Genomic DNA, 21,706 nt, shown 5'->3' with positions numbered 1-21,706 from the left:
TCCAGCGACTCCGCTCCGGCAGAAGGGCTGAGCAGCGTGGCCACCCTCGACACCGTTCCCGTCGCACCGTCCCTCCCCCCGCCGCCCGGCGCCGAGCCGTTCAACGCCGCGGAGTGGCTGGTCACCCGGCACGCCCGCACCGACCCGGGGCGGCGCGCGATCACCGCGATCGACCTCGACGGCGGCGTGCGCACCCTCACCTACGGCGAGCTCGACGACGCGGTCACCCGCTTCGCCGCCGCGCTGATCGCCTCCGGCGTCCGCCCCGAGGAGCGGCTGCTGCTGTGCATGGGCGACACCCCGGAACTGCTGACCGCCTTCCTGGCCGGCCTGCGCATCGGCGCGGTGCCCGTCCCGGTCAGCACGATGCTCAAGCCCAAGGACATCGCCCTGCTGGCCACCGACAGCCGCGCCCGGCTGGTCGCGCTGAGCTCCGAGTTCGCCGCGCTGGCACCGGCGGTCGGCGGGCTGCGCGACCTCGCCGACGTCGTGCTGCTCGCCGGCCCGGACGAGCCCCTGCCCGAGGTGGTCGGCGCCCGGGTGCGCGGCTGGGACGCGTTCGTCGCCGCCGGTGCCGACGCCCTCGACCAGGCCGCCACGCCCTACCCCACCGTGGCCGACTCCCCTGCCTTCTGGCTCTACACCTCCGGCACGACCGGCACGCCCAAGGGCGCGATGCACCGGCACGGGTCGCTCCGGGACACCGCCGAGACCTACGCCCGCGACGTGCTGGCCATCGGCCCGGACGACGTCACGTTCTCGGTGGCCAAGTTCTTCTTCGCCTACGGCCTGGGCAACACGATGACCTTCCCGTTCTCGGTGGGGGCCAGCACGGTGCTCGACCGCGCCCGGCCCAGCCCGGCGAGCACGCTGCGGGTGCTGCAGGAGCACCGGCCGACGCTCTTCTTCGGCGGCCCCACCTACTACGCCGCCCTGCTCGCCGCGGGCCTGCCGGCCGACGCCTTCGCGGGCGTGCGCGCCAGCGTCTCGGCCGGCGAGGCGTTCCCCGCCGCGCTGTTCGAGCGGTTCACCGGCACCTTCGGCGTCGAGATGCTCGACGGCATCGGCTCCACCGAGATGCTGCACATCTTCATCAGCGGCCGGCCCGGGCGGACCCGCGCCGGCTCCACCGGGGAGATCGTCGCCGGCTACGAGGCCAGGATCGTCGACGACGACGGCGCACCGGTCCCCGACGGCACCCCCGGCCACCTGTACGTGCGCGGCGACTCCGCGGCCACCGGCTACTGGCAGCGGACCGAGGTGACCCGGCGCGTCTTCCAGGGCCCCTGGGTGCGCACCGGCGACACCTACGTCCGCAGCGCCGACGGTTACTACACCTCGCTGGGCCGCACCGACGACATCATCAAGGCCGGCGGCATCTGGGTCTCCCCCACCGAGGTCGAGGAGCGGCTGCGCCAGCACCCGGCGGTCAACCAGGTCGTCGTCGTGTCGCTGCCCGACGCCGACGGCCTGGACAAGCCGGTCGCCTGCGTCGTCCTGCTCCCCGGCGACCCGACGACGGAGGACGACCTCGTCACCTTCTGTCGCGAGGGGCTGGCCGCGTTCAAGCGCCCGCGCCACGTCCTGGTCTTCGACGAACTGCCGACGACGGCCACCGGCAAGCTGCAGCGCTTCCGCATCCGCGAGCTGGCCCTCGACCGGCTCAGCGGCGCCGCCCGCTCCGACAACCTGGCCGCCGCGACCCCCGGAGAACCCGCATGACCGCGACCGACCTCGCCCCGCCGCACACCGGGGCGGGCGACGGCCGCCGGGTCGACGTCGACCTGCTCGTGGTCGGGGCCGGCCCGGCCGGCCTGTACGCCGCGTACTACGCCGGGTTCCGCGGCCTGCGGACGGCGCTCGTCGACAGCCTGCCCGAGCCGGGCGGGCAGGTGACGGCGCTCTACCCGGAGAAGCTGATCTACGACGTCGCGGGCTTCCCCGGCATCAAGGGCCGCGACCTCGTCGGCGGGCTGGTCGAGCAGGCCGCCCGCTTCGACCCGGTGTACGTCCTCGGCGAGCGCGCCGAGACGCTGACCGACGAGGCCGGGCACCGCCCGCGGGCCGGCGCCCGGCTGGTGGTCACCACCGACAAGGGCACCCGCATCACCTGCGGCGCCGTGGTCGTCACCGGCGGGATCGGCACCTTCACCCCGCGCCCGCTGCCCGGTGGCGCCGAGTGGGAGGGCCGCGGCCTCACCTACGTGGTCAAGGAGATCGCCGCGCACGCCGGCCAGGACGTCGTCATCGTCGGCGGCGGGGACTCCGCGGTGGACTGGGCGCTGGCCCTGGAGGACGTCGCCGCCTCGGTCACCCTCGTGCACCGCCGCAGGCACTTCCGCGCCCACGCCGCCAGCGTCGCGGACATGGAGCGCGGGCGGACCGTGATCGTCACCGACGCCCAGGTCCAGTCCCTGGCCGGGGGCCTCGTCGATGGGGAGGAGGTCCTGCACACGGTGCACGTGCGCGCCAAGGACGGCACCGTCACCCCGTACCCGGCACAGGCGGTCATCGCCGCGCTGGGCTTCACCGCCGACATCGGCCCGCTGGAGACCTGGGGCCTGGACATCGTCGACCGCAAGATCATGGTGGACACCGCCATGCGCACCTCGGTGCCCGGCGTCTACTCCGCCGGGGACATCACCGAGTACGCGGGCAAGGTGCGGTTGATCGCCGTCGGTTTCGGGGAGGCAGCGACCGCGGTCAACAACGCCGCGACCTACCTCGACCCCGACCAGCCCCTCTTCCCCGGCCACAGCAGCGACGACCCCGCCGGGATCGGCGCGACCGCCCACGCCTGAGCCCGGCCCCACCTCCGAGGAGACCTCCCGTGCCCTACGTCATCGGCGCCGAGTGCATCGACACCACGGACATGTCCTGCGTCGAGGAGTGCCCGGTGGACTGCATCTACGAGGGGGACCGCAAGCTCTACATCAACCCCAAGGAGTGCATCGACTGCGGCGCCTGCGAGCCGGTGTGTCCGGTGGAGGCGATCGCCCAGGACCGCCGGGTGAGCGACGAGAACGAGCCGCACATCGACGACAACCGGCGGTTCTTCGTCGAGGTGCTGCCCGGCCGCGACGCCCCGCTGGGCAGCCCCGGCGGCGCCTCCAAGGTCGGCCGGATCGGCGTGGACACCGAGCTCGTCGCCGGGAACTCCTGACCGTGCGCGTCGTCCTCGCCCTCAGCAGCGACCAGACCGCCGTCGCCGCCGAGGCCCGCGCCGCCGAGGCCGCCGGCTACGACGGGATCGCCTGCGGGGAGCACCTGTTCTTCCACAGTCCCCACCCGAACGGTTTCGTCGCGCTGGCTGCGGCCGCGGGGGCCACGAGCACCATCCGGCTGCTCAGCGCGCTGACCGTCGTCCCGCTCTACCCGGCCGCCCTGGCCGCGAAGCTGGCCACCACGCTGGACCGGGTCAGCGGCGGCCGCTTCGACCTGGGCGTCGGCGTCGGCGGCGAGCACCCGCCCGAGTTCGTCGCCGCCGGCGTCGACGTCGCCGAGCGCGGCGCCCGCGCCGACGAGGCGCTGGAGCTGTTCCGGGCGCTGTGGGCGGGCGGCCCGGTCGACTTCGCCGGCCGGTTCACGACCGTGCCGGGTCTGGCCCTCGACCCCGGTCCCGTGCAGCCGGGTGGGCCACCGATCTGGCTGGGCGGGCGCCGGCCGGCCGCGATCCGCCGCGCCGGCCGCTTCGCCGACGTCTGGATGCCGTACATGTACACGCCCGAGCAGCTGGCCCGCAGCCTCGGCGAGGTGCGGCAGGCCGCCGAGGCCGCCGGCCGGGACCCGGCGACGGTGCGCGGCGCCGTGTTCTGCTGGGGCGGGGTGGACGAGGACGCCGCCCGCTCGCGGCGACAGGTGGTGGAGACCGTCAGCGCGGTCTACCAGCAGGACTTCGACCCGCTGGCCGACCGCTACCTGCTGCACGGCGACCCGGACCGGGTCGCCGCCCGGGTCCGCGAGTACGCCGACGCCGGGGCCGGGACGCTGGTCTTCTCCCCCGTCGGGCAGGACGCCGAGCGCCGAGCGCTGGTCGACCTGTTCACCTCCGCCGTCCTGCCCGCCGTCCGGCCGGCGCCGCGCGACTGACGCCGCCGGACCGCGCACACCGCGGCGCGGTCCGGCGGAGCGGAGGAGGATGGGCGGATGGACAGCGACGGCCCCGGCCAGCAGGCGGCGATCCGGGCGGAACAGGCGGGCCGGCGCACCCGCGAGCTCGCCGACCGGCTGGCCCGGCTGGCCGAGGAGCACGGCTCGGCCGGCGACGCCCGGCTCGCGCAGCAGCGTGCCGCGGAGGCGGTCGAGAACGCGCGCCGCGCGCACGAGCGCGCCGCCGCCGGCCACGAGCGGGCCGCCCACAGCCACGAGGCGGCCGCCGAGGCGCACGAGCAGGCCTCCCGGCGCGGCAGCGGCGACCCCGAGGAGCACCGCCGCCGGGCCGGCGCGCACCGGCGGGAGGCGGCGGCCGACCGCGAGCACGCCGCGGCCGACCGGCAGCACGCCGCCGAGGACGGCGCCCGCCGGGCCGACGAGGCGCCCTCGCGATGAGCGGACCCGACGGGCTCGGCGCAGGCGAGGCCCTGGACACCCTCGCCGAGCTGCAGGTGGCGCACGAGGAGCTGAGGGTCGCCGAGGAGGAGGTCCGCGTCCAGCAGGAGCAGATCCAGCAACTCCTGAACCGGTACGAGGCCGAGCGCCGCTGGCGCGGCCACCTGTCGGCGGTCGTGCCGGTGGGGCTGTGCATCACCGACGGCGACGGGAAGGTGCTCGACGCCAACCCGGCCCTCGCCCAGCAGCTGCACGTGCCCCTGTCGCGACTGCGCGGCAAGCCCTTCAGCGTCTTCCTGTCCCCCGCGGACGTGCGCTCGTACCGCTCGGCGCTGCGTGCGCTCGGTTCGGGTCAGGCCCGCGAGCACCACTCGCACGTCCTCGTGCGGGGCCGGGGGCCCGACGAGAGCCCGGTCTCGTTGTTCGGGTTCCCCGAGCTCCACGGCGAGCCGGGGGGCGACACCCGGATCCAGTGGGTCCTCATCCCGGCCGGAACGCCGGACGGTGATGCCGACGCGGGGAGCCGGTCCGTCGAGGCGGAGAGCCTCGGTCTGGCCACGGCGCTGGCCGAGCTCTCGTCGCTGCCGCTGGCCGAGGGCCACCGCCAGGAGCTGATGGGCCGCATGGCCGTCCTGGTGCGCAGCGCGGTGCCGGCGGCGGGAGCGGTCAGCATCAGCCTCGGCTCGCCCCTCGCACCCCAGGTGCTGGGCAGCGACTCGACGGCGGCCCAGACCTTCGACGGCCGGCAGATGCAGGCCGGCGAGGGCCCGTGCTGGAACGCCTACTCCTCCGGCGAGGCGGTGGTCACCGGCGACGTCGACGCCGACCCGCGGTGGCCCGTCCTCGCGCGCACGGCCGCCGACGGCACCGTCCGGAGCGTGCTGGCCATCCCCCTCCCGGAGGACGGCGTGCCCGCCGGCGTCCTCAACGTCTACTCGGCCGACCGCAACGCCTTCGACGCGACCGGTCTGCGGATCGCCGAGCTGGTGGCCGCCGCGGTGAGCGGGGTCCTGCAGACCGTGGCCGAACGCGAGTCCCTGCGCACGCTCGCGGCCAACCTCGAGAAGGCGCTGACCTCCCGCGCGGTCATCGACCAGGCCAAGGGCGTGCTCATGGCCCGCCTGGGGGTGGGCGCCGACGACGCGTTCGCCCGCCTGGTCACCTTGAGCAACCGGCTCAACGTGAAGCTCCGCGACCTCGCGCAGCTGGTCGTCGAGGGCCACGCGGACGAGGTGATCGCCGCCGGCCGGTGACCGGCCGGGGTCAGGGGTCGGTGGGGTCCATGAGGACGACGGCCCCGGCGGGACCGGCCGGCCCCTGGGTGAAGGCGGTGACCGTGACCCGCACGCGCACCGGGCGTCCCCGCCGGTTCACCGCGTCCAGCTCGACGACGTCGTGCCCCTCACCGCCACCACCGACCTGCCGCCGCAGCAGCGGGTGCAGCGGCCCCGCGGGCAGCCCGATGTCCAGGCTGAGCAGGTAGCGGCCCTGCACCTCGTCCTCGCGCAGGCCCCACAGGTCCTCCGCCGCGGAGTTCCACACCAGGACGCGCAGGTCCGGGTCCACGACGACGACGCCCGCCCGGAAACTGCCCAGCACCCCGCTCATGAACCGGTTGAGGCCGGCGACCTCGTCGGTGCTGACCCGCAGCTCCTCGTTGGTGGAGTGGAGCTCGTCGTTCATCGACTGGAGCTCCTCGTTCATCGTCTCCAGTTCCTCGTTCGTCGACTGGAGCTCCTCGTTGGTGGTCTCCAGCTCCTCCACCGTCGACTGGAGCTCTTCGTTGGTGGTCTCCAGCTCCTCGTTGGCCGACTGGAGCTCCTCGTAGGCGGTCTCCAGCTGGTGGTTGGCGAACTCCAGCTCCTGCTGCAGCCGCCGGTAGCGGGTGACGTCGTCGAACACCACCGTGGTGCCCAGCAGACCGCCGTCCTCGCGGAACACCGGCACCACCTGGACGTCGAAGACGGCCGGCTCCTGCCCCGGCCGCGGGCGCTCCACGCCCCGCAGCCACAGCGGGCGGCGGGTCGCCACCGCCTCGGCGATCGAGGTCCGCAGCTCCACCGGGCGGTAGGAGATCTCCAGGTCCTGGAACGGCCGGCCGACGTCGCGCAGGTCGAGGCCGAACACCCGCTCGGCCTCGTGGTTGACCATGGCGAGGCGTCCGTCGACGTCGACGGCGAGCTGGGCGGAGGGCCCGGAGAGGAACGCCTCGGCGCGCAGCCGCGAGATGTCCGCGCCCGCGCCGTCCTGGGCCACCGCGAACACCGCGGACGCCGTCCGCCGCTCGCGCACCGGACCGCTGTTCCGCCTGTGGAAGAACCGTCGGCCGAGGTCGATCGGCGTGAACAGCTGCGTGTGGGACAGCAGCATCTCGGCCTTGCCGAGGAACAGCACCCCGTGGGGGTTGAGCGCGTAGTGCAGCCGGCCGAGGATGCGCTGCTGGGTCTCGGCGGTGAAGTACATGAGCGTGTTGCGGCACAGCAGCAGGTCGACGTGGGAGATCGGCGCGTCCTGCACCAGGTCGTTGCGGCCGAAGATCAGCGAGCGGCGCAGGTCCTTGCGGAACGCGAAGCGCCCGGCCTCGGTCGTGAAGTACTCCTGCACCTGCTCGGGCGTCAGCCCGGACAGCTCCCGCTCGCTGAACGCGCCCTGGCGGGCGTGTGCCAGGGCCTCCTCGTCGACGTCCGTGGCGTAGATCTTGACCCGTCGGCGGAACTCGTCGACCCCGAGCGCGTCGGCGAGCAGGATCGCCACGCTGTAGGCCTCCTGCCCGGAGGCACACCCGGCGCTCCACACCCGGATGCCGGGGCCGGACGTGCTCAGCAGCTGGGGCAGCAGGACCTCACGCAGGTGGTCCCACGACGGGCGGTCGCGGAAGAAACTCGTGACGTTGATGAGGATCGTGTTGAACAGCGGCGTGAACTCGTCGGGGTGCACCTCCAGGTGGTCCTGGTAGTCGCCGACCCGCTCGATGCCGACCTCGGCCATGCGGCGTTGGACCCGCCGGACGAGACTGGGCCGCTTGTAGCCGGTGAAGTCGAAGCCGCGGCGCTCCCGCAGGTAGACCAGCAGCGCCTCGAACTCGGGGTCCCGGCCCTCCGCGGCGTCGCCGGTGGCCGGCTCCTCGGTGGCGAGACCGTCGCCACCGGCCCGCCCGTCGTCCTCGACAGCGGGAGGGGCGTCCGTGGTCCGGGGGTCCACGGGCTCAGGCCTGGCCGGACTCGTCGGGGAGGCCCTCCGCGCTCAGCTCCCCGCGCTGCAGCAGCTTCCGGAGGACGGCGGCGGCGTCCATGGCCTCGTCGTGACGACGGCGGAACGTCGCGGCACTGTGCGGGTGCCCCCGGTCCGCGGCGCGGTTGCTCATCTGGCTGCTGAGCGCCGCCTTCTCCTCCAGGCTCCGCAAGGCCATCCAGAGCGCGCCCTCCAGGGCCTGCGACTGCTCCTCCGCCAGCGCCTGGGGCGACCAGGCGTGGCCGACCCGGCAGCGGTAGCGCTCCAAGCCGCCCTCGGTGATCGTGAAGAGCGCGCCGTGGCAGCTCGGGCAGCCGAAGCCGGAGGGCTCACCCGGCCGATCGTCCTGGTCGTACGCGGTGCCGTTCAGTTCGGCCATGGCCGTCTCCGTGTCCATGAGGTCGCTCGGGGGTGGCGCCGCGGCCGTGTCGACCTCCTCGGCGAGCAGCCGTTCGAGGAGCGCCCCCATCTCGGCCACTGGGACGGCGTGCTCGGCGCCCCCGACCTCCAACGCGTGCTGCGGCATGCTCCGGTACATCGCCTCGTCCGGCCGCTGGACGACGCCGACGCCGCCGCGCGCGCGGATGCCGACGATCCCCGCGGTGCCGTCGTCCAGCGCCCCGGACAGCACGACGCCGACCACGCGGGGGCCCGCAGCTCGGGCGGCGGAGCGGAACAGGACGTCGACCGCCGGCCGGTGCCCGTTCTCGCGCGGCCCCCGACTCAGCATCAGCCGGCCGTCGACGACCATGAGGTGCCGGTCGGGCACGGCCACGGCCACGGTGCCCGGCTCGAGCGGCTGACCGTCGCGAGCCGGGCGGACCGGCAGCGAGGACACCCGCGCGAGGATCTCGGGCAGGGCACTGCGGGCGCTCGCCGGGATGTGCAGCACGACGAGCACGGCGGCCGGGAGGTCCGTCGGCAGGCCGCGCAGCAGCGCCTGCAGCGCCTCCACCCCGCCGGCCGAGGCGCCGACCACCACCAGGTCACGCCGAGTCGCCACCGAGCCCGCCCATCCCGTCACGGAGGCCGCCTCGGTCCGGCGGCGCAGGAGGTCGTGACCCCTGAACGGTAGCCCCGCCACCCGGCGGACACGCTCCCCGGCGCTCCGCTGCGTACGTGCGCTGTTACGGCACCGATGGGGGTCGGAGCCCCGGCCCCGCGCACGCCCGTGCGCGTTCCCGGCGAGCTCGACCGCGCCGGCGCCCACCACCTCCTCGACGCCCTGGCCGCGCTCGCCCTCACCGGCCACCCCGAGTCCCGGACCCGGCCGGCGCCCGGCCGCGCGCTGCGCGGCGCGGCTCGCCCGTCGGGGTGGTCGACGCTGGAACGAGGGCCGCGGGCGGGCCCGATCCGGGATGATGACGTGGGCGGTGGCCGGGCGATCGGCTGCCCGCGAGCCGCCTCCGTCCCGGACCGGGTCGGTCGGGCCGGTGCGATCCGCCGGCGGCAGGAACGGGGTGGGCCGATGGCCGGACGCGGCACGGGACCGGACTTCGTCGAGGCGCTCGCCCGCGGTCTCGACGTCATCGCCGCCTTCGGCGCCGACCGCCCCACCATGTCCCTCACCGAGGTCGCCGCCGCCGCCGGGCTGGCGCGACCCACCGCCCGCCGCCTGCTGCTGACGCTGGAGGAGCTGGGGCTGGTCCGCTCCGCCGGCGGCGTCTTCCACCTCACCCCCCGCGTGCTCGGGCTCGGCACGGCCTACGTCAGTGCCCTGGGGCTGTGGGACATCGCGCGCCCGCACCTGGAGTCGCTGGTCGCGCAGACCGGCGAGTCCTCGTCCATGGCGCAGCTCGACGGCTCCGACATCGTCTACGTCGCCCGGGTGGCGGTGCCCCGGATCATCACGCTGCGGGTGGAGATCGGCACCCGCTTCCCCGCCGTCCGCACCTCGCAGGGCAAGGTGCTGCTGGCCGCCCTCTCCACCGATGAGCTGGAGGCCGCCCTCGCGCAGCCCAGCCGTGCCGGCCTGCCGCCGGCACCGCAGCCGGACGCCGACCAGCTGCGTGACGAGCTGGTCAAGGTCCGGGCGCGGGGCTGGGCACTGGCCGACGAGGAGCTCGCCCCGGGCATCCGTTCCGTCGCGGTGCCGGTGCGCGACGGCAACGGCACGGTCCGCGCCGCCATGAACGTCACCGTGCACGCGGCCGAGACCTCGACCGAGGTGCTCGTGCAGGAGCACCTGCCCCGGCTGCTGCACACCGCCGCGGACATCAGCGTCGAGTGGGCGCTGTGGCAGTCCCGGCCGCACGTGGAGGTGCCGCGGCCCGCGGCCGGGAGCGCCGTCTCCGCCTGAATCGGCCGGCCGGCGCCGCGGTCAGGGCAGCTCGAGCGCGGCGTGGGTGCCGAACACCCGGCCGTGGTAGGTCAACGGCTGCCCCTCGGACGTCCCCGCGGCGACCACCGTGCCCAGCGCCACCACGTGGTCGCCCCCGTCGACCAGGGTGGCCACCTCGCAGGCCAGCCAGCCGGGCGCGCCCGGCAGCCGGGGCAGGTCGTGGTCGATCTCCCACCGGACACCGGAGAACTTGCCCGTGCCGCCCTTGCGCGCGAACGCCATCGCCAGGTGCGACTGGTGCGCGCCGAGCACGTTCACCCCGAACCGCCCGGACTCCCGGACGACGGCCAGCAGGTCCGACCCCCGGTCGAGGCTCACCAGCACCATGGGCGGGGTCATCGACAGCGAGGCGAAGGCGCTGACCGTCGTCCCGTGCGGCAGGCCGCCGGTGGTGCTGGTGATCACCGAGACCGGCGTCGGCACACCCGCCATCACCTCGCGGAACCGGGCCTGCAGCTCGGGATCGACGGGTGCGGCCTCGACGGGCGCGACCTCGACCGACGCGGGGTCCGGCTGGGCGGGGTGGGTCATCGGTGGGTCCTCCCGAGGTCGTCGGCGTCCGTGTCGGGGCCATGCTGGATCGGCTCGATCATGCCCGGGCCACCGGTCCGCCGTTGCGGCCGGCTCGCGCCCGGTGCCGCCGCGTCAGGTGCGGCGCAGGTAGCGGGAGATGGCCACGGCCGCGACGAGCGCGCCGCCGTAGAAGAGCTGCTGGGCGTAGTCCTGCGCGCCGAGCAGCTGCAGGCCGGCGGTGCCGGTGGCGAGGAACAGCACGGCCACCCCCGTGCCGAGGGCGTTGAACCGGCCCGGCTGGATGGTGGTGGCCCCGAGGAACACCGCCGCGTAGGCCGGGAGCAGGAAGGTCTCCACCGAGGTGGGGCCCGCCGAGCCGGTGGTGCCGACGTAGAGGATCCCGGCCAGCGACGCGATGACGCCGGCGAGGGTGAACGCACCGAACCGGATGCGGTCGGCGTTGATCCCGCTGAGGACGGCCACCTCGCGGGACTGGCCGACGAACAGGTTGCGCACGCCCAGCGGGGTGTAGTTCATGGCGTACCAGATGACGAGCATGACCAGCAGGCAGTAGTAGAACTGCACCGGCACCTGGCCGATCTGGCGCAGGTAGGTCCACATCGACAGGTCCCGGTCGACGCCGACGATCGTCGTGGAGTTGGCGATCCAGAAGACCAGGCCGCCGAAGAGGGTGCCGGTGCCGAGGGTCATGATGAACGGCTCGGTCTTGAACCTGACCACGAACAGCCCGTTGAACGCCCCGCACAGCGCGCCCACCGCGACCGCCGCCAGGCAGGCCAGCGGCAGCGAGACGCCGTGCCGGACGTTGAGCACCGCGACGATGATCGCCGACAGGCCGCCGATGCTGCCCAGCGACAGGTCGAGGTCGCCGGAGCGGGTGGGCAGCAGCGCGGCCAGCGCCAGCATGAAGAGGATCGACTGCGATCCCAGGATGTTGGCGATGTTCCCCATGGAGAGGAACGTGTCCGGGGCCAGCGCGGCGAAGACGACGAAGAGCACCAGCCACGCGATGGGCAGCGCGGCCTTCTCCCCCCACCGGCCGCGGGTCGAGCCGCGGCCCTGCGCGACGCTCGGTGCCGGCTGGGGGTCCTTCGCCTCGAGGGTGTCCGTCGCGCTCATCGTGCCACCTGTTCAACGGTCGGGAGGATCGTGGACTCACTGGTGCTGGCCCCGTAGACGCCGGCGGTGATCGCCTCCGGGGTGATGTCCCGGAGCGGGATCTCGGCGCCGGCCACCCCGCCGCTGACCACGACGACGCGGTCGCAGACGGTGGCCAGCTCGTCGAAGTCGCTGGAGACCCAGACCACCGACATGCCGTCCTCGGTGGCCCGCCGGACGACCCGGTAGATCTCGGCGCGGGCGGCGATGTCGACGCCCTGCGTCGGCTCGTGCAGCAGCAGGACCCGCGGCCCGATCTCCAGCCACTTGCCGACGACGACCTTCTGCGCGTTGCCGCCGCTGAGCGTGCCGACCGGCAGGTCGGTACGGCGCGGGCGGACGTCGAGCGTCTCGGCACGCGCATCGGCGGCGCCGCGCAGCCGGCGGTTGCGCAACCACCCCCGGACTGCGAAGCGCCGCACCACCAGCAGCATCATGTTCTCCGCGACGGACACGGCCGGGGCGATGGCGTCGCGGCGCCGGTCGGCCGGGATGAGCGCCAGACCCATGCCGACCGCCGTGGCCGGCTGCTGCCTGGCCACCGGCACCGTCGTCCCGTCGAGGGTCAGCTCGCCGCCGGTGGCCTGCTTCGCGCCGAAGAGCAGGTAGGGCACCTCCTCGGCGCCGGAGCCGAGCAGCCCGGCCAGGCCGACGACCTCACCCGGCGCGACGTGCAGGTCCAGGCCGCGGACCTGCCCGCCACGCAGCCCGGTGACGTGCAGCCCGGCGCCCGGGGAGCGGTCGAAGACCCGCGGCGGCGCGGTGGCCGGTCGGCCGTCGCCGTGCACGTTCCCGTGGCCGAACGCGTCCAGCTTGGCGATCGCGGGGCCCACGATCAGCTCGACGATCTCGGCGTCGGTCACGTCGCTCATCCGGGCGGTGGCGGCCAGCTTGCCGTCCCGGAGCACGGTGACGCGGTCGGCGATCTCCCGGACGGCGGGCAGGTCGTGGGAGATGAACACGACGCTGGCGCCCGAGGCGACGATCGTGCGGATCAGGTCGAAGAGGAACTGCACCTCCTCCTCGGGGAGGAAGACCGTCGGCTCGTCCAGCACGAGCACCGAGGAGGTGGCGCCGGTGCGTTCCCGGTACTGCTTGAGCTCCTCGGCGGCGCGGGCGATGGCCACCAGCGCCTGCTCGACCGGTGGCAGGTGGTTGATGACGGCGAGGGGGTCGACGTCCACGCCGTAACTGCGCAGCATGGCGCGGGCCTTGCGGGCCTCGGATCGCCACTGGATGCGCAGCCGCGAGCCGCTGCGCTCGGCCACCCCGCCCAGCAGGTTCTCCAGGACCGTCAGCGGCCGGGCCAGGCCGAGGTCCTGGTGGACGAAGCTCAGGCCCAGGTCGCGCGAGGCGCCGGCCTCCAGCGGGAGGGACACCTCTCGGCCGTCGACCAGCATGCGGGCGCCGGGCTCGGGGTCGTAGACGCCGGCCACGACCTTGACCAGGGTGGACTTGCCGCAGCCGTTCTCTCCCAGCAGGGCGAGGACCTCGCCGCGCTCCACGGTCATGGAGACGCCCTGCAACGCCTTGGTCGCACCGAAGGTCTTGGAGACGGAGTGGAGCTCGAGGGCGGTGGTCGTCATCCGTGGCTTCCCTGGGGCCGGAGCGCGGTTGCGCCGCTGGGGGTCGGGACGGGCGGGCGTGGGGAGGCCCCGGGCGGCGTGCCCGGGGCCTCCCGTCCGCTCAGACGGCGGGCGCGTCCAGCCAGAGGCTGCGGTAGCCCTCGACGTAGGCGTCCCCGAAGCCGTCGTTCGGTCCGTTGACCTCCTCGGCGTTCTCCGGCGTCCACAGGCGGTACGGCGAGAACGCCTCGTCGGACGGGATCGGCTGCTGGCCGGCGAGAACGCGGAACAGCTGGTCAGCGCCGGTGTAGGCCATCCAGTCGAAGTTCGGGCCCATGTCCGTGCCCATCGGGTTCTCCGGGTCGGTCATCAGCGCGACGAACGTGCGGTCGGCGCCGAAGGCGTAGGTCTTCGCGTCGACGTTGGACGACTGGATGGCCGGCAGGACGAACGGCGTCTGGGCGTCGAACACGGTGAAGACCGCGCGGATGTCGGGGTTGGCCACCAGCGCCGAGGAGACGGCGCTGGTGAGCTCGGTGGCGTAGTCGGGGATGGGGATGTTGATCGACTCGACGCCGCAGTCGTCTCCGCACAGCTCGGCGAACTGGTCCTTGACCGTCTGCTCCATGCCGATCGAGGGCGGGTTCTCGTTCGAGGTGATGACCAGCGCGTCGATCGGCCGGCCCTCGGACTCGACGAGGGCCTGCGCCACGCCGAGCTCCATGGACCGGTTGAACTGGCCGTTGGTCTGCCCGGCGATGAGGTCCGACGGCGGTTCCGAGACGTCGGACAGGTGCATGTCGACCACCTGGATGCCGGCCGCCTTCGCCGCCTCCATCTGCGGGGCCAGCGCGGCGGGGTCGATGCCGCAGACCAGCGCCACACCGTCGTAGCCCTGGTTGATCGCCAGGTTCATGCCCTGCACCCACGCCTGCGGGCCGCCGTCGTTCTGGAAGTACGTGCTGTCGGTCATGCCCACGCTCTTGGCGATGTCGACGACGGTGCGGGCCATCCGGTCGCAGCCCTCGAGCTGGCTGCTGACCGGCATGGAGAGGATCTTCTTGCCCGCCAAGGGGGCGACCGAGAACGCCTCGCCCTGCGGCTCGAACTCCGGCACGGCCATCGCCTCCTCGACGTCGGCGCGCAGCTGGTCGAGGGTCTCGTCGGACACCACGGCCTCGGCGCCGCTGTCGGCGGCGCCCTCGTTGCTGCTCGTGGGGGCGCACGCCACGGTGGTCAGGACCAGGGCCGCCGCGGCGACCGGCAGGGCCAGCCGCCGGGAGCGCGGCGAGCGGATCACGCGATGAGCCATGGAGTGGTCCTCTTCTCGGGGTCGCACAGCTGCGGGGATCGCCGTACACGGGCCGCCGGGCAGCCGCGGGGAGCGGGCCGGGCGTCGTGGTGGTGGCGGAACAGTGACAGCGGCCACATTCCTTGTCAACCGTCTGGCGGTCAGTTGTCCGTTGCGCCCCCTGCCGCGCGCCGGTCAACTCCCCTCCGCGGTCCGGGGCCCAGATGGCCACCGCAGCCCGTGGCGACGTTGACACCGCGACGTGTCATGCGTCACGGTGCTGGCCCGGGCGGACGATTGTCCGTTCACGTCTCGAGGCAGGAGTTCCCGTGACCGTTCCCGCAGCTGTCCCGACGCCGACGAGGGTGCCGATGGGCTCCGGGGAGATCAGCCTGTTCCGCAAGGGCTCGGGCCGCCCGGTCCTCTTCCTGCACGCCGCCGGCGGTGCGGGCAACTGGGAGCCGTTCCACGAGCGGATGTCGGAGGCGGTGGACCTCATCGCCCCCGACCACCCCGGGTTCGGCCTGAGCGACGAGCTGCCCGAGGTCGCCACCATGGCCGACCTCGTGCAGCACTACCTGCGACTGCTGGACGTCCTGGGCGTCGACCGCTTCGACCTCGTCGGAGCGTCCTTCGGCGGCTGGACCGCCGCGGAGCTGGCCAGCACGATCCCCGACCGCGTCGAGCACCTGGTGCTGATGGCGCCGGCCGGCCTCTCGGTGCCCGAGGCGCCGCCGGCCGACCTGTTCTCCATGGCCCCGCCGGACCTCGTGCGCGCGCTGTTCTACGACGACGCCCTCGTCGAGGCCGCGCTCTCCGCCCCGCCGACGCCGGAGCAGATCGCGCAGACGGAGAAGGACATGGCCGCCTTCGCCCGCTTCGCCCGGGACCCGTACCTGCACGACCCCGAGCTCCCGGCGCGGCTGCCGCGGATAAGCTGCCCCGCCCTGGTGATCGCCGCGGAGATCGACGTGATCGTCCCCCGGGCGCACAGCGAGGCCTACGCGAAGGCGATCCCCGGCGCCGAGCTGCGCGACCTGCCGCGCACCCGGCACGGCCTGCACCACGAGCGGCCGGACGAGGTCGCGGCCGAGGTGCTGGGCTTCCTCGCCGGTTCGGACGCCACCGCCCGATGAGGGCCGCGGTCACGGAGGGCCCGGGCACCATCCGGCTGGTCGAACGGCCGGAGCCGGGCCCTCCGCGGCCGGGGCAGACCCTGCTGCGGGTGGAGGCCGTCGGCATCTGCGGCTCCGACCTGCACCTCTACCACGCCGATCTGGGCCCGTCCCACGACGGTTTGCTCCCTCGCGTCCAGGGCCACGAGTTCTCCGCCGTCGTGGCCGTCGCCGACCCCGCCGGCGGACCGGCCGTGGGCGAGCGGGTGGCGGTCTGGCCGGTCCTGCCCTGCGGGGAGTGCCGGCCCTGCCGGGACGGCCGGGTCAACGTCTGCAGCCGGCTGCAGCTGCTCGGGGTCCACCGGGACGGCGCGCTGCAGGAGCACCTCCTGGTCGACACCGGCGCGCTGGTGGTGACCACCGGGCTGACCGCGGAGCAGACCGCGCTCGTCGAGCCGGTGTCGATCGCCGTGCACGCCGTGGCCCGCGGGCGGGTGGCCGACGGGGAGTCCGTCGTCGTCCTGGGCGGCGGGCCGATCGGCGTCGCCTGCGCGCTGGCCGCCCGCGACCGCGGCGCCGCCGTGCTCGTCACCGACCCTGTTCCCGCCCGCCGGGAGTTGCTGGCCGCGATCGGCTTCGCCACCGCTGCCCCGGACTCCCCCGCCCTCGCCGCCGCCGTGGCCGACCTCGCCGGGCCCGAGGGGCCGCACGTCGTCGTCGACACCACCGGCGCCCCCGCCGTCTTCGGCACCGCCCTGGAGCTGGCCGGGCACGGCGGCCGGGTCGTCGTCGTCGGGATGACCGCCGCCTCGGCGCCCACCAGCCCCGGCCCGCTGCCCATCAAGGAGCTCGACGTCCTGGGCGTCAGCTGCTGCACCTACGCGGAGTTCGCCGCCGCCGCGGACCTCGTGCGCCGCAACACCGCCACCGTCGACGCGCTGGTGAGCCACCGGGTGCCCCTGGCCACGGCGGCCGTGGCGCTGGACCTGCTCGAGGAACGCACCAGCCTGGCGTTCAAGGTGCTCGTCGACCTGCGCGACCCCACCCGCTCCGACCCCCGAGGGGACGACCCCGCATGAGCTCCCCCGCGCCCGACCCGCGCCCCCTGCCTGACCGGCTCCGGTTGGACGGCAGGCACGCCCTGGTGACCGGCGCGGCCAGCGGGTTGGGCCTGGCGATCGCCGAGGGCCTGCTGCAGAGCGGTGCGGCGGTGACGATGCTCGACGTCGACGGCGCGGAGCTGACGCGCAGCGCGGCGGCCCTGACCACCGCCGGCGGGACGGTCGGCACCCGCGTCTGCGACGTCTCCGACGCCGCGCAGGTGGAGGCCGCCGTGGCCGAGGCCGCCCGCGAGCACGGCGGGCTTGACGCGGTGTTCGCCAACGCCGGCATCGCCGGCGGGCCGTCGGTGCAGAGCCCCGAGGGCCGGCTCTACGACCTGGACTGGACGACCTTCGACGGCGCCCTCGCGGTCAACCTGGTGGGCACGCTGGCCACCGTCCGCGCCGCGGCCCGGGTGATGCGCCCGGCCGGCCGTGGGTCCGTCGTCGTCACCGTGTCGACGGCGGGGCTGCGGGCCGATGCCATGGTCGGCTACGGCTACAGCGCCTCCAAGGGCGCGCTGGCCAACCTGGTGCGCCAGGCCGCGGTGGACCTCGCCCCCGACGGCATCCGGGTCAACGGCATCGCCCCCGGCCCGTTCCACACCAACATCGGCGGCCGCGGGCCCAAGGACCCGGCGATCGACCAGGCGTGGGCCGACACGGTGCTGCTGAAGCGGATGGGCGACCCGCGCGAGGTGCAGGGCCTGGCGGTCCTGCTCGCCTCCGACGCGTCGTCGTTCATGACCGGCGCCGTGTACCCGGTGGACGGCGGCACGCTCGCCGGCGTCTTCTGACGCCCCCCTGACGACGGAGGGCCGGATCGGGAGATCCCGGTCCGGCCCTCCGTCGTCGGTTCGGCTCAGCCCTTGGGCACGAGGTTCATGTAGAGCCAGGTGTGGTCCGGGGCCAGCCCGGCGAGGAACTTGCCGCAGCCCTCGAGCACGTGCGGAGCCGACGTGACGTGCTGGGTGCCGGCGTGCATGTCGCGGAAGTACTGCTGCATCGCGCCGGTGCGCAGCGCCGAGGTGCCCGCCGCCTTGTAGACCTCGACGCTGATGGCCTCCGCGGTCCAGGTCGCGTTGTAGAGCGCCAGCCGCAGCCGGGTGCGCTGGTCGGAGTCGAGCTCGCCGCCGTTCTCCAGCGTCGCGGTCGCCTCCCGCCACACCTCGTACACGAACGCACGGGCGGCGTGGTACCTCGCCTCGAGCTCGCCGTAGATGGCGTGGAACCGGGTGCTCTCGGCCATGGACCCGGCCCGGCCGGCCTTGCCCCGCACCTGCTCGGAGAGGTCGTCGAGCATCCGGCGCGCGACGCCCAGCGCCCACCCCGAGTGGCCGATGAGGGCGAAGTGCATGATGCCGAGCTTGAAGATCCAGCCGCCGCGGCGGCCCTCCTCGACCGGGCCGAGGTGCGTGAAGGTCTCGGGCACGAAGACGTCGCGGATCTTGTAGTCGATGCTGCCGGTGGCCTTGAGACCCATGACGTCCCAGGTCTCGATCAGCTCGGCCTTCTCGACCGGGAGGACGAAGATCCGCGGCTCGCCGGTCTCCTCGATGATGCCGAGCGTGTGGATCCACTGCGAGTGCTTGATGCCGGAGGCGAAGCTCCAGTCGCCGCTGAGCCGGAAGCCGTCACCGTCGGTCTTCGCGGTGCCCGGGCGGGTGCCCTGGCCGGCCACGACGGGCAGGCGCTCGCCGGAGAACATCTCCTTGACGGCCGCGTCCTGCAGGTAGGCCCCGCCGGTGCCGATGGCCAGCGAGGCGGCCATGTGCACCCACGCCGTCGACGGGTCGGCCGCTGCCAGCGTCTGGACGATCTCCAGCGAGGAGAGCGGGTCGCACTCGGCGCCGCCCAGCTCGCGGGGGGTCCACATGCCGTACAGGCGGGCCTCGTGCAGGGCGTCGTCGACCGCGTCGACGAGCCGCCCGGCTGCCTCGTTGGCGGCCGCGCTCTCCCGGACCAGTGGCTGCAGCGCTCGGGCGGCAGCGACCAGGTCGGCCGGCTCCACGCCGCCCGAGGAGGCGAGGGCCTGGTCGGGTGCGGTCGTCGTCATGGTGGCTCCTGTTCTGCTGAGCGAGGCTCGTGCGGGTCGGGTGGAGCAGGACGTCGGTGGCCTCGCGAGGCGGGCCACTGCGCAGGGGCCGTCCGTTCCGGGCCGGCAGTGAACCGGGGGCCCAGCTGCCGGTGTCCGTCTGACGGACAACCATCCGCAGCAAGTCTCCGGCGCGTCGCGCCGGTGTGTCAAGAGACACATGTCGCGGACCGGGGGCCGGATCGGGACCCCGGTCCGCGAACTTGACACGCCTCGCGGCCGACAGCACCGTACGACCGGTCGGCACACGGACGCGGGGTGGGAGACGGTGCAGCGATGACGGTCGGACCGGCGGCTCCGGTCGTGTCCCTCGCCTACGGCCGGGGCACCGTCGACGTCCCCCTCCACGACGGCGCCCTCGTGGTCACGCCGCACGACGACCCGGCGCTCCCCGACCCCGCCGCCGCGCTGCGGGCGGCCCTCCGCGCTCCCCTCGGGACTCCGCCGCTGGCGGCGATGGTCCGCGACGGCATGACGATCGCCGTCTCGGTGTGCGACGGCACCCGGGCCCAGCCGCGCGAGCAGATGCTGACCGCCCTGCTGGAGGAGATCGACGGCGCCGTGCGTGGCTGCGAGGTCGTCGTCCTGGTGGCCACCGGCACGCACCGCGGCAACACCCCCGAGGAGCTGCGCGCCATGCTCGGCGAAGAGGTGATGAGCCGGTGCGAGCTCGTCAACCACGATGCCCGCGACCGCTCCTCGCTCACCTCGCTGGGCACGGTCGGCGACGGCGTGCCCCTGGAGCTCAACTCGCGGTGGCTGGCCGCCGACCTGCGGATCACCACCGGCTTCGTCGAGCCGCACTTCTTCGCCGGCTTCAGCGGCGGCCCGAAGATGGTCGCGCCCGGCCTGGCGGGCCTGGACACCGTGATGGTGCTGCACGACGCCGCCCGCATCGGCAGCCCGAAGGCGACCTGGGGCGTGGTCGAGGACAACCCGGTGCACCGGGACATCCGGGCTTGCGCCGCGGCCGCTCCGCCCGACCTCGCCCTCGACGTGCTGCTGGACCGGGCGAAGCGGATCACCCACGTGGTGTGCGGTGAGCTGTTCACCATGCACGTCCGCGCCTGCGAGCTCGCCCGCGCGGCCGCGATGCGCGCCGTCCCGCACCCGATGGACGTCGTCGTGACGACGAACTCCGGCTTCCCGCTGGACCAGAACCTCTACCAGGCGGTGAAGGGCATGGCCGCCGCCGAGCGGGTCGTGCGCCCCGGCGGGACGGTGGTCGTGGCGGCCGAGTGCGCCGACGGGCTGCCCGCGCACGGCTCCTTCGCCGAGGTGCTCGCGGCGGCACCGGACCCGGCCGGCCTCCTGGACCTCATCAACTCCCCGGGGTTCAGCGTCCCCGACCAGTGGCAGGTGCAGGTGCTGGCCCGCATCCTCGCCACGGCCGAGGTCCAGCTGTACTGCTCCGGGCTGCCGCCCGAGGAGGTGCGGGCCGCGCACCTGGTGCCGGCGACCGACCTGGCCGGGGCGATCGACGACGCCGTCGGCCGGCACGGGCCCGGCGCCCGGGTCTGTTACCTCCCCGAGGGGCCGCAGACGATCCCCTACCTGGCCGGCTGACCGGGTAGACACCGGAGATGACCGGGCCGCGGATCGTGCTCGCCCCCGACAAGTTCAAGGGCTCGCTGAGCGCAGCGGAGGTGGCCGCCGCACTGGCCCGGGGCCTGCGGCGCGCCCTGCCCGACGCCGAGCTGGTCCAGACACCGATCGCCGACGGCGGCGAGGGCACCGTGGACCTGGTGCTCGCGCACGGCTTCACGCCGCGCACCTGCGAGGTGCCCGGCCCGCTCGGGCAGCCTGTGGCGGCCCGCTACGCCGTGCGTGGGGACACCGCGGTGGCCGAGATGTCGGCGGCCGCCGGCCTGGGACTGCTTCCGCCGCCCGGACCCACCGAGCGGACCGCCCTGCACGCCACCACCCTCGGCGTGGGCCGGCTGGTCGCGGACGCGCTCGACGCCGGGGCGCGGCGGGTCGTGCTCGGCGTCGGCGGCAGCGCCACGACCGACGGCGGCGCCGGAGCGCTGGTCGGCCTGGGGGCCCGGGTGTTGACCGCGGACGGCGCCGAGGTCCCACCCGGCGGCGCCGTCCTGGCCACCGCGGACCGGCTCGACCTGTCCGGGTTGGACCCGCGGCTGGCCGGGACCGAACTGGTGGTCGCCTGCGACGTCGACAACCCGCTGACCGGACCCGAGGGCGCCGCGGCGGTCTACGGCCCCCAGAAGGGCGCCACCCCCGACGCCGTGGCCACCCTCGACGCCGCTCTCGCTCGCTGGGCGGACGTCGTCGCCGCCGCGACCGGGGCCGACCGGCGCGGGGAGCCCGGCGCCGGCGCCGCGGGCGGCATCGCCTTCGGCCTGTCCAGCGTGCTGGGTGCCCGGCTCACCCCCGGCGTGCGACTGCTGCTGGACCTCACCGGGTTCGCCGACACCGTGCGCGGCGCGGCGCTGGTGGTGGTCGGCGAGGGCTCCCTGGACGCCCAGAGCCTGCGCGGCAAGGGGCCGATCGGGCTGGCCGCGCTGGCCCACGAGGTCGGGACGCCGGTGGTGGCGGCGGTGGGGCGGAGCCTGATCAGCCCGGAGGAGGCGCGGGCCGCCGGGCTGGGCGCCACCCACCCACTCACCGACCTCGAGCCGGACCCGGAGCGTTGCATGACCGAGGCCGCCGCCCTGCTGGAGACCGTGGGCCGGCGCATCGGCGAGGACCTGCGCGCACGGCACTGAGC

Annotated in this window: 19 protein-coding genes; 12 read left to right on the top strand and 7 right to left on the bottom strand. The window is 74.7% G+C overall.

The features are described 5' to 3' along the window. Window positions 1–36: 36 nt before the first annotated feature. The 6 genes from CRP39_RS24525 to CRP39_RS24500 are packed head-to-tail and all read left to right on the top strand — an operon-like array spanning window position 37 to window position 5,801. A complete protein-coding gene (locus CRP39_RS24525) occupies window positions 37–1,722 on the top strand; it encodes a benzoate-CoA ligase family protein (RefSeq protein ID WP_097209014.1) in 1,686 nt (561 codons plus the stop codon). Continuing rightward, a complete protein-coding gene (locus tag CRP39_RS24520; RefSeq protein ID WP_097209013.1) occupies window positions 1,719–2,801 on the top strand; it encodes an NAD(P)/FAD-dependent oxidoreductase in 1,083 nt (360 codons plus the stop codon). Before CRP39_RS24525 ends, CRP39_RS24520 begins: the two co-directional genes overlap by 4 nt. 29 nt (window positions 2,802–2,830) lie before the next feature. Continuing rightward, the gene (gene fdxA / locus CRP39_RS24515) at window positions 2,831–3,163 is read left to right on the top strand and encodes a ferredoxin (protein WP_097209012.1); all 333 of its coding nucleotides are present in this window, start codon (window positions 2,831–2,833) and stop codon (window positions 3,161–3,163) included. A 2-nt stretch (window positions 3,164–3,165) separates the two neighbouring features. Beyond that, window positions 3,166–4,089, top strand: a complete 924-nt coding sequence (locus tag CRP39_RS24510) for an LLM class flavin-dependent oxidoreductase (protein ID WP_172442626.1) — start codon at window positions 3,166–3,168, stop codon at window positions 4,087–4,089. Window positions 4,090–4,146: 57 nt separating this feature from the next. Beyond that, complete coding sequence (locus tag CRP39_RS26515; RefSeq protein WP_097209010.1) at window positions 4,147–4,548, top strand: hypothetical protein; 402 nt, start codon at window positions 4,147–4,149, stop codon at window positions 4,546–4,548. Continuing rightward, a complete protein-coding gene (locus CRP39_RS24500; RefSeq protein ID WP_097209009.1) occupies window positions 4,545–5,801 on the top strand; it encodes an ANTAR domain-containing protein in 1,257 nt (418 codons plus the stop codon). Before CRP39_RS26515 ends, CRP39_RS24500 begins: the two co-directional genes overlap by 4 nt. Before the next feature lie 10 nt (window positions 5,802–5,811). Here the strand turns inward: CRP39_RS24500 and CRP39_RS24495 are convergent, their stop codons facing one another. Then, window positions 5,812–7,749 (bottom strand): CheR family methyltransferase, encoded by a 1,938-nt coding sequence (locus CRP39_RS24495; RefSeq protein ID WP_097209008.1) that lies wholly within the window; start codon window positions 7,747–7,749, stop codon window positions 5,812–5,814. Between the two features lie 4 nt (window positions 7,750–7,753). Further along, complete coding sequence (locus CRP39_RS24490; protein ID WP_097209040.1) at window positions 7,754–8,782, bottom strand: chemotaxis protein CheB; 1,029 nt, start codon at window positions 8,780–8,782, stop codon at window positions 7,754–7,756. A gap of 168 nt (window positions 8,783–8,950) precedes the next feature. Here CRP39_RS24490 and CRP39_RS24485 point away from each other — a divergent pair, with 168 nt between their 5' ends. Continuing rightward, window positions 8,951–10,078, top strand: a complete 1,128-nt coding sequence (locus CRP39_RS24485; RefSeq protein WP_245854092.1) for an IclR family transcriptional regulator domain-containing protein — start codon at window positions 8,951–8,953, stop codon at window positions 10,076–10,078. Window positions 10,079–10,099: 21 nt separating this feature from the next. Here CRP39_RS24485 and CRP39_RS24480 read toward each other — a convergent pair whose 3' ends face one another. From CRP39_RS24480 to CRP39_RS24465, 4 genes are all read right to left on the bottom strand, one after another. Further along, window positions 10,100–10,651, bottom strand: coding sequence for a flavin reductase family protein (locus CRP39_RS24480; RefSeq protein WP_097209007.1), 552 nt, complete (start codon window positions 10,649–10,651; stop codon window positions 10,100–10,102). A 114-nt stretch (window positions 10,652–10,765) separates the two neighbouring features. After that, window positions 10,766–11,773 carry an ABC transporter permease gene (locus CRP39_RS24475; protein WP_097209006.1) on the bottom strand — a complete coding sequence of 336 codons (1,008 nt, stop codon included), beginning with the start codon at window positions 11,771–11,773 and terminating at the stop codon, window positions 10,766–10,768. Further along, window positions 11,770–13,398, bottom strand: coding sequence for a sugar ABC transporter ATP-binding protein (locus CRP39_RS24470; protein ID WP_097209005.1), 1,629 nt, complete (start codon window positions 13,396–13,398; stop codon window positions 11,770–11,772). The genes CRP39_RS24475 and CRP39_RS24470 overlap by 4 nt, the downstream gene beginning before the upstream one ends. A 100-nt stretch (window positions 13,399–13,498) precedes the next feature. After that, on the bottom strand, window positions 13,499–14,689 hold the full coding sequence (locus CRP39_RS24465; protein ID WP_143426753.1) for a sugar ABC transporter substrate-binding protein: 1,191 nt from the start codon (window positions 14,687–14,689) through the stop codon (window positions 13,499–13,501). 308 nt (window positions 14,690–14,997) lie between these two features. Here CRP39_RS24465 and CRP39_RS24460 point away from each other — a divergent pair, with 308 nt between their 5' ends. Genes CRP39_RS24460 through CRP39_RS24450 form a run of 3 tightly spaced genes read left to right on the top strand, consistent with a single transcriptional unit; the run spans window position 14,998 to window position 17,680 of the window. After that, window positions 14,998–15,804, top strand: a complete 807-nt coding sequence (locus CRP39_RS24460; RefSeq protein ID WP_172442625.1) for an alpha/beta fold hydrolase — start codon at window positions 14,998–15,000, stop codon at window positions 15,802–15,804. Continuing rightward, a complete protein-coding gene (locus CRP39_RS24455; RefSeq protein ID WP_097209002.1) occupies window positions 15,801–16,862 on the top strand; it encodes a zinc-binding dehydrogenase in 1,062 nt (353 codons plus the stop codon). The genes CRP39_RS24460 and CRP39_RS24455 overlap by 4 nt, the downstream gene beginning before the upstream one ends. Further along, window positions 16,859–17,680: an SDR family NAD(P)-dependent oxidoreductase gene (locus CRP39_RS24450; protein ID WP_097209001.1), complete on the top strand. Its 822-nt coding sequence runs from the start codon at window positions 16,859–16,861 to the stop codon at window positions 17,678–17,680. Before CRP39_RS24455 ends, CRP39_RS24450 begins: the two co-directional genes overlap by 4 nt. 65 nt (window positions 17,681–17,745) lie before the next feature. Here the strand turns inward: CRP39_RS24450 and CRP39_RS24445 are convergent, their stop codons facing one another. Further along, on the bottom strand, window positions 17,746–18,939 hold the full coding sequence (locus CRP39_RS24445) for an acyl-CoA dehydrogenase family protein (RefSeq protein ID WP_172442624.1): 1,194 nt from the start codon (window positions 18,937–18,939) through the stop codon (window positions 17,746–17,748). A 315-nt stretch (window positions 18,940–19,254) separates the two neighbouring features. Between CRP39_RS24445 and larA the strand changes: the two genes are divergently transcribed. After that, window positions 19,255–20,544, top strand: a complete 1,290-nt coding sequence (gene larA, locus CRP39_RS24440; RefSeq protein ID WP_097208999.1) for a nickel-dependent lactate racemase — start codon at window positions 19,255–19,257, stop codon at window positions 20,542–20,544. A gap of 17 nt (window positions 20,545–20,561) precedes the next feature. Further along, window positions 20,562–21,704: a glycerate kinase gene (locus CRP39_RS24435; protein WP_097208998.1), complete on the top strand. Its 1,143-nt coding sequence runs from the start codon at window positions 20,562–20,564 to the stop codon at window positions 21,702–21,704. Window positions 21,705–21,706 lie beyond the last annotated feature (2 nt).

This window comes from Geodermatophilus sabuli, from assembly GCF_900215145.1.
Lineage (GTDB): Bacteria > Actinomycetota > Actinomycetes > Mycobacteriales > Geodermatophilaceae > Geodermatophilus > Geodermatophilus sabuli.
This window is presented reverse-complemented; position numbering and strand designations above follow the sequence as displayed.

Bases quoted from the DNA above. Each gene is read 5' to 3' on its own strand.
- CRP39_RS24445 (WP_172442624.1), bottom strand. From the start codon at position 18,939: ATGACGACGACCGCACCCGACCAGGCCCTCGCCTCCTCGGGCGGCGTG.
- CRP39_RS24520 (WP_097209013.1), top strand. From the start codon at position 1,719: ATGACCGCGACCGACCTCGCCCCGCCGCACACCGGGGCGGGCGACGGC.
- CRP39_RS26515 (WP_097209010.1), top strand. From the start codon at position 4,147: ATGGACAGCGACGGCCCCGGCCAGCAGGCGGCGATCCGGGCGGAACAG.
- CRP39_RS24435 (WP_097208998.1), top strand. From the start codon at position 20,562: ATGACCGGGCCGCGGATCGTGCTCGCCCCCGACAAGTTCAAGGGCTCG.
- larA (WP_097208999.1), top strand. From the start codon at position 19,255: ATGACGGTCGGACCGGCGGCTCCGGTCGTGTCCCTCGCCTACGGCCGG.
- CRP39_RS24450 (WP_097209001.1), top strand. From the start codon at position 16,859: ATGAGCTCCCCCGCGCCCGACCCGCGCCCCCTGCCTGACCGGCTCCGG.
- CRP39_RS24480 (WP_097209007.1), bottom strand. From the start codon at position 10,651: ATGACCCACCCCGCCCAGCCGGACCCCGCGTCGGTCGAGGTCGCGCCC.
- CRP39_RS24455 (WP_097209002.1), top strand. From the start codon at position 15,801: ATGAGGGCCGCGGTCACGGAGGGCCCGGGCACCATCCGGCTGGTCGAA.
- CRP39_RS24465 (WP_143426753.1), bottom strand. From the start codon at position 14,689: ATGGCTCATCGCGTGATCCGCTCGCCGCGCTCCCGGCGGCTGGCCCTG.
- CRP39_RS24500 (WP_097209009.1), top strand. From the start codon at position 4,545: ATGAGCGGACCCGACGGGCTCGGCGCAGGCGAGGCCCTGGACACCCTC.
- CRP39_RS24475 (WP_097209006.1), bottom strand. From the start codon at position 11,773: ATGAGCGCGACGGACACCCTCGAGGCGAAGGACCCCCAGCCGGCACCG.
- CRP39_RS24470 (WP_097209005.1), bottom strand. From the start codon at position 13,398: ATGACGACCACCGCCCTCGAGCTCCACTCCGTCTCCAAGACCTTCGGT.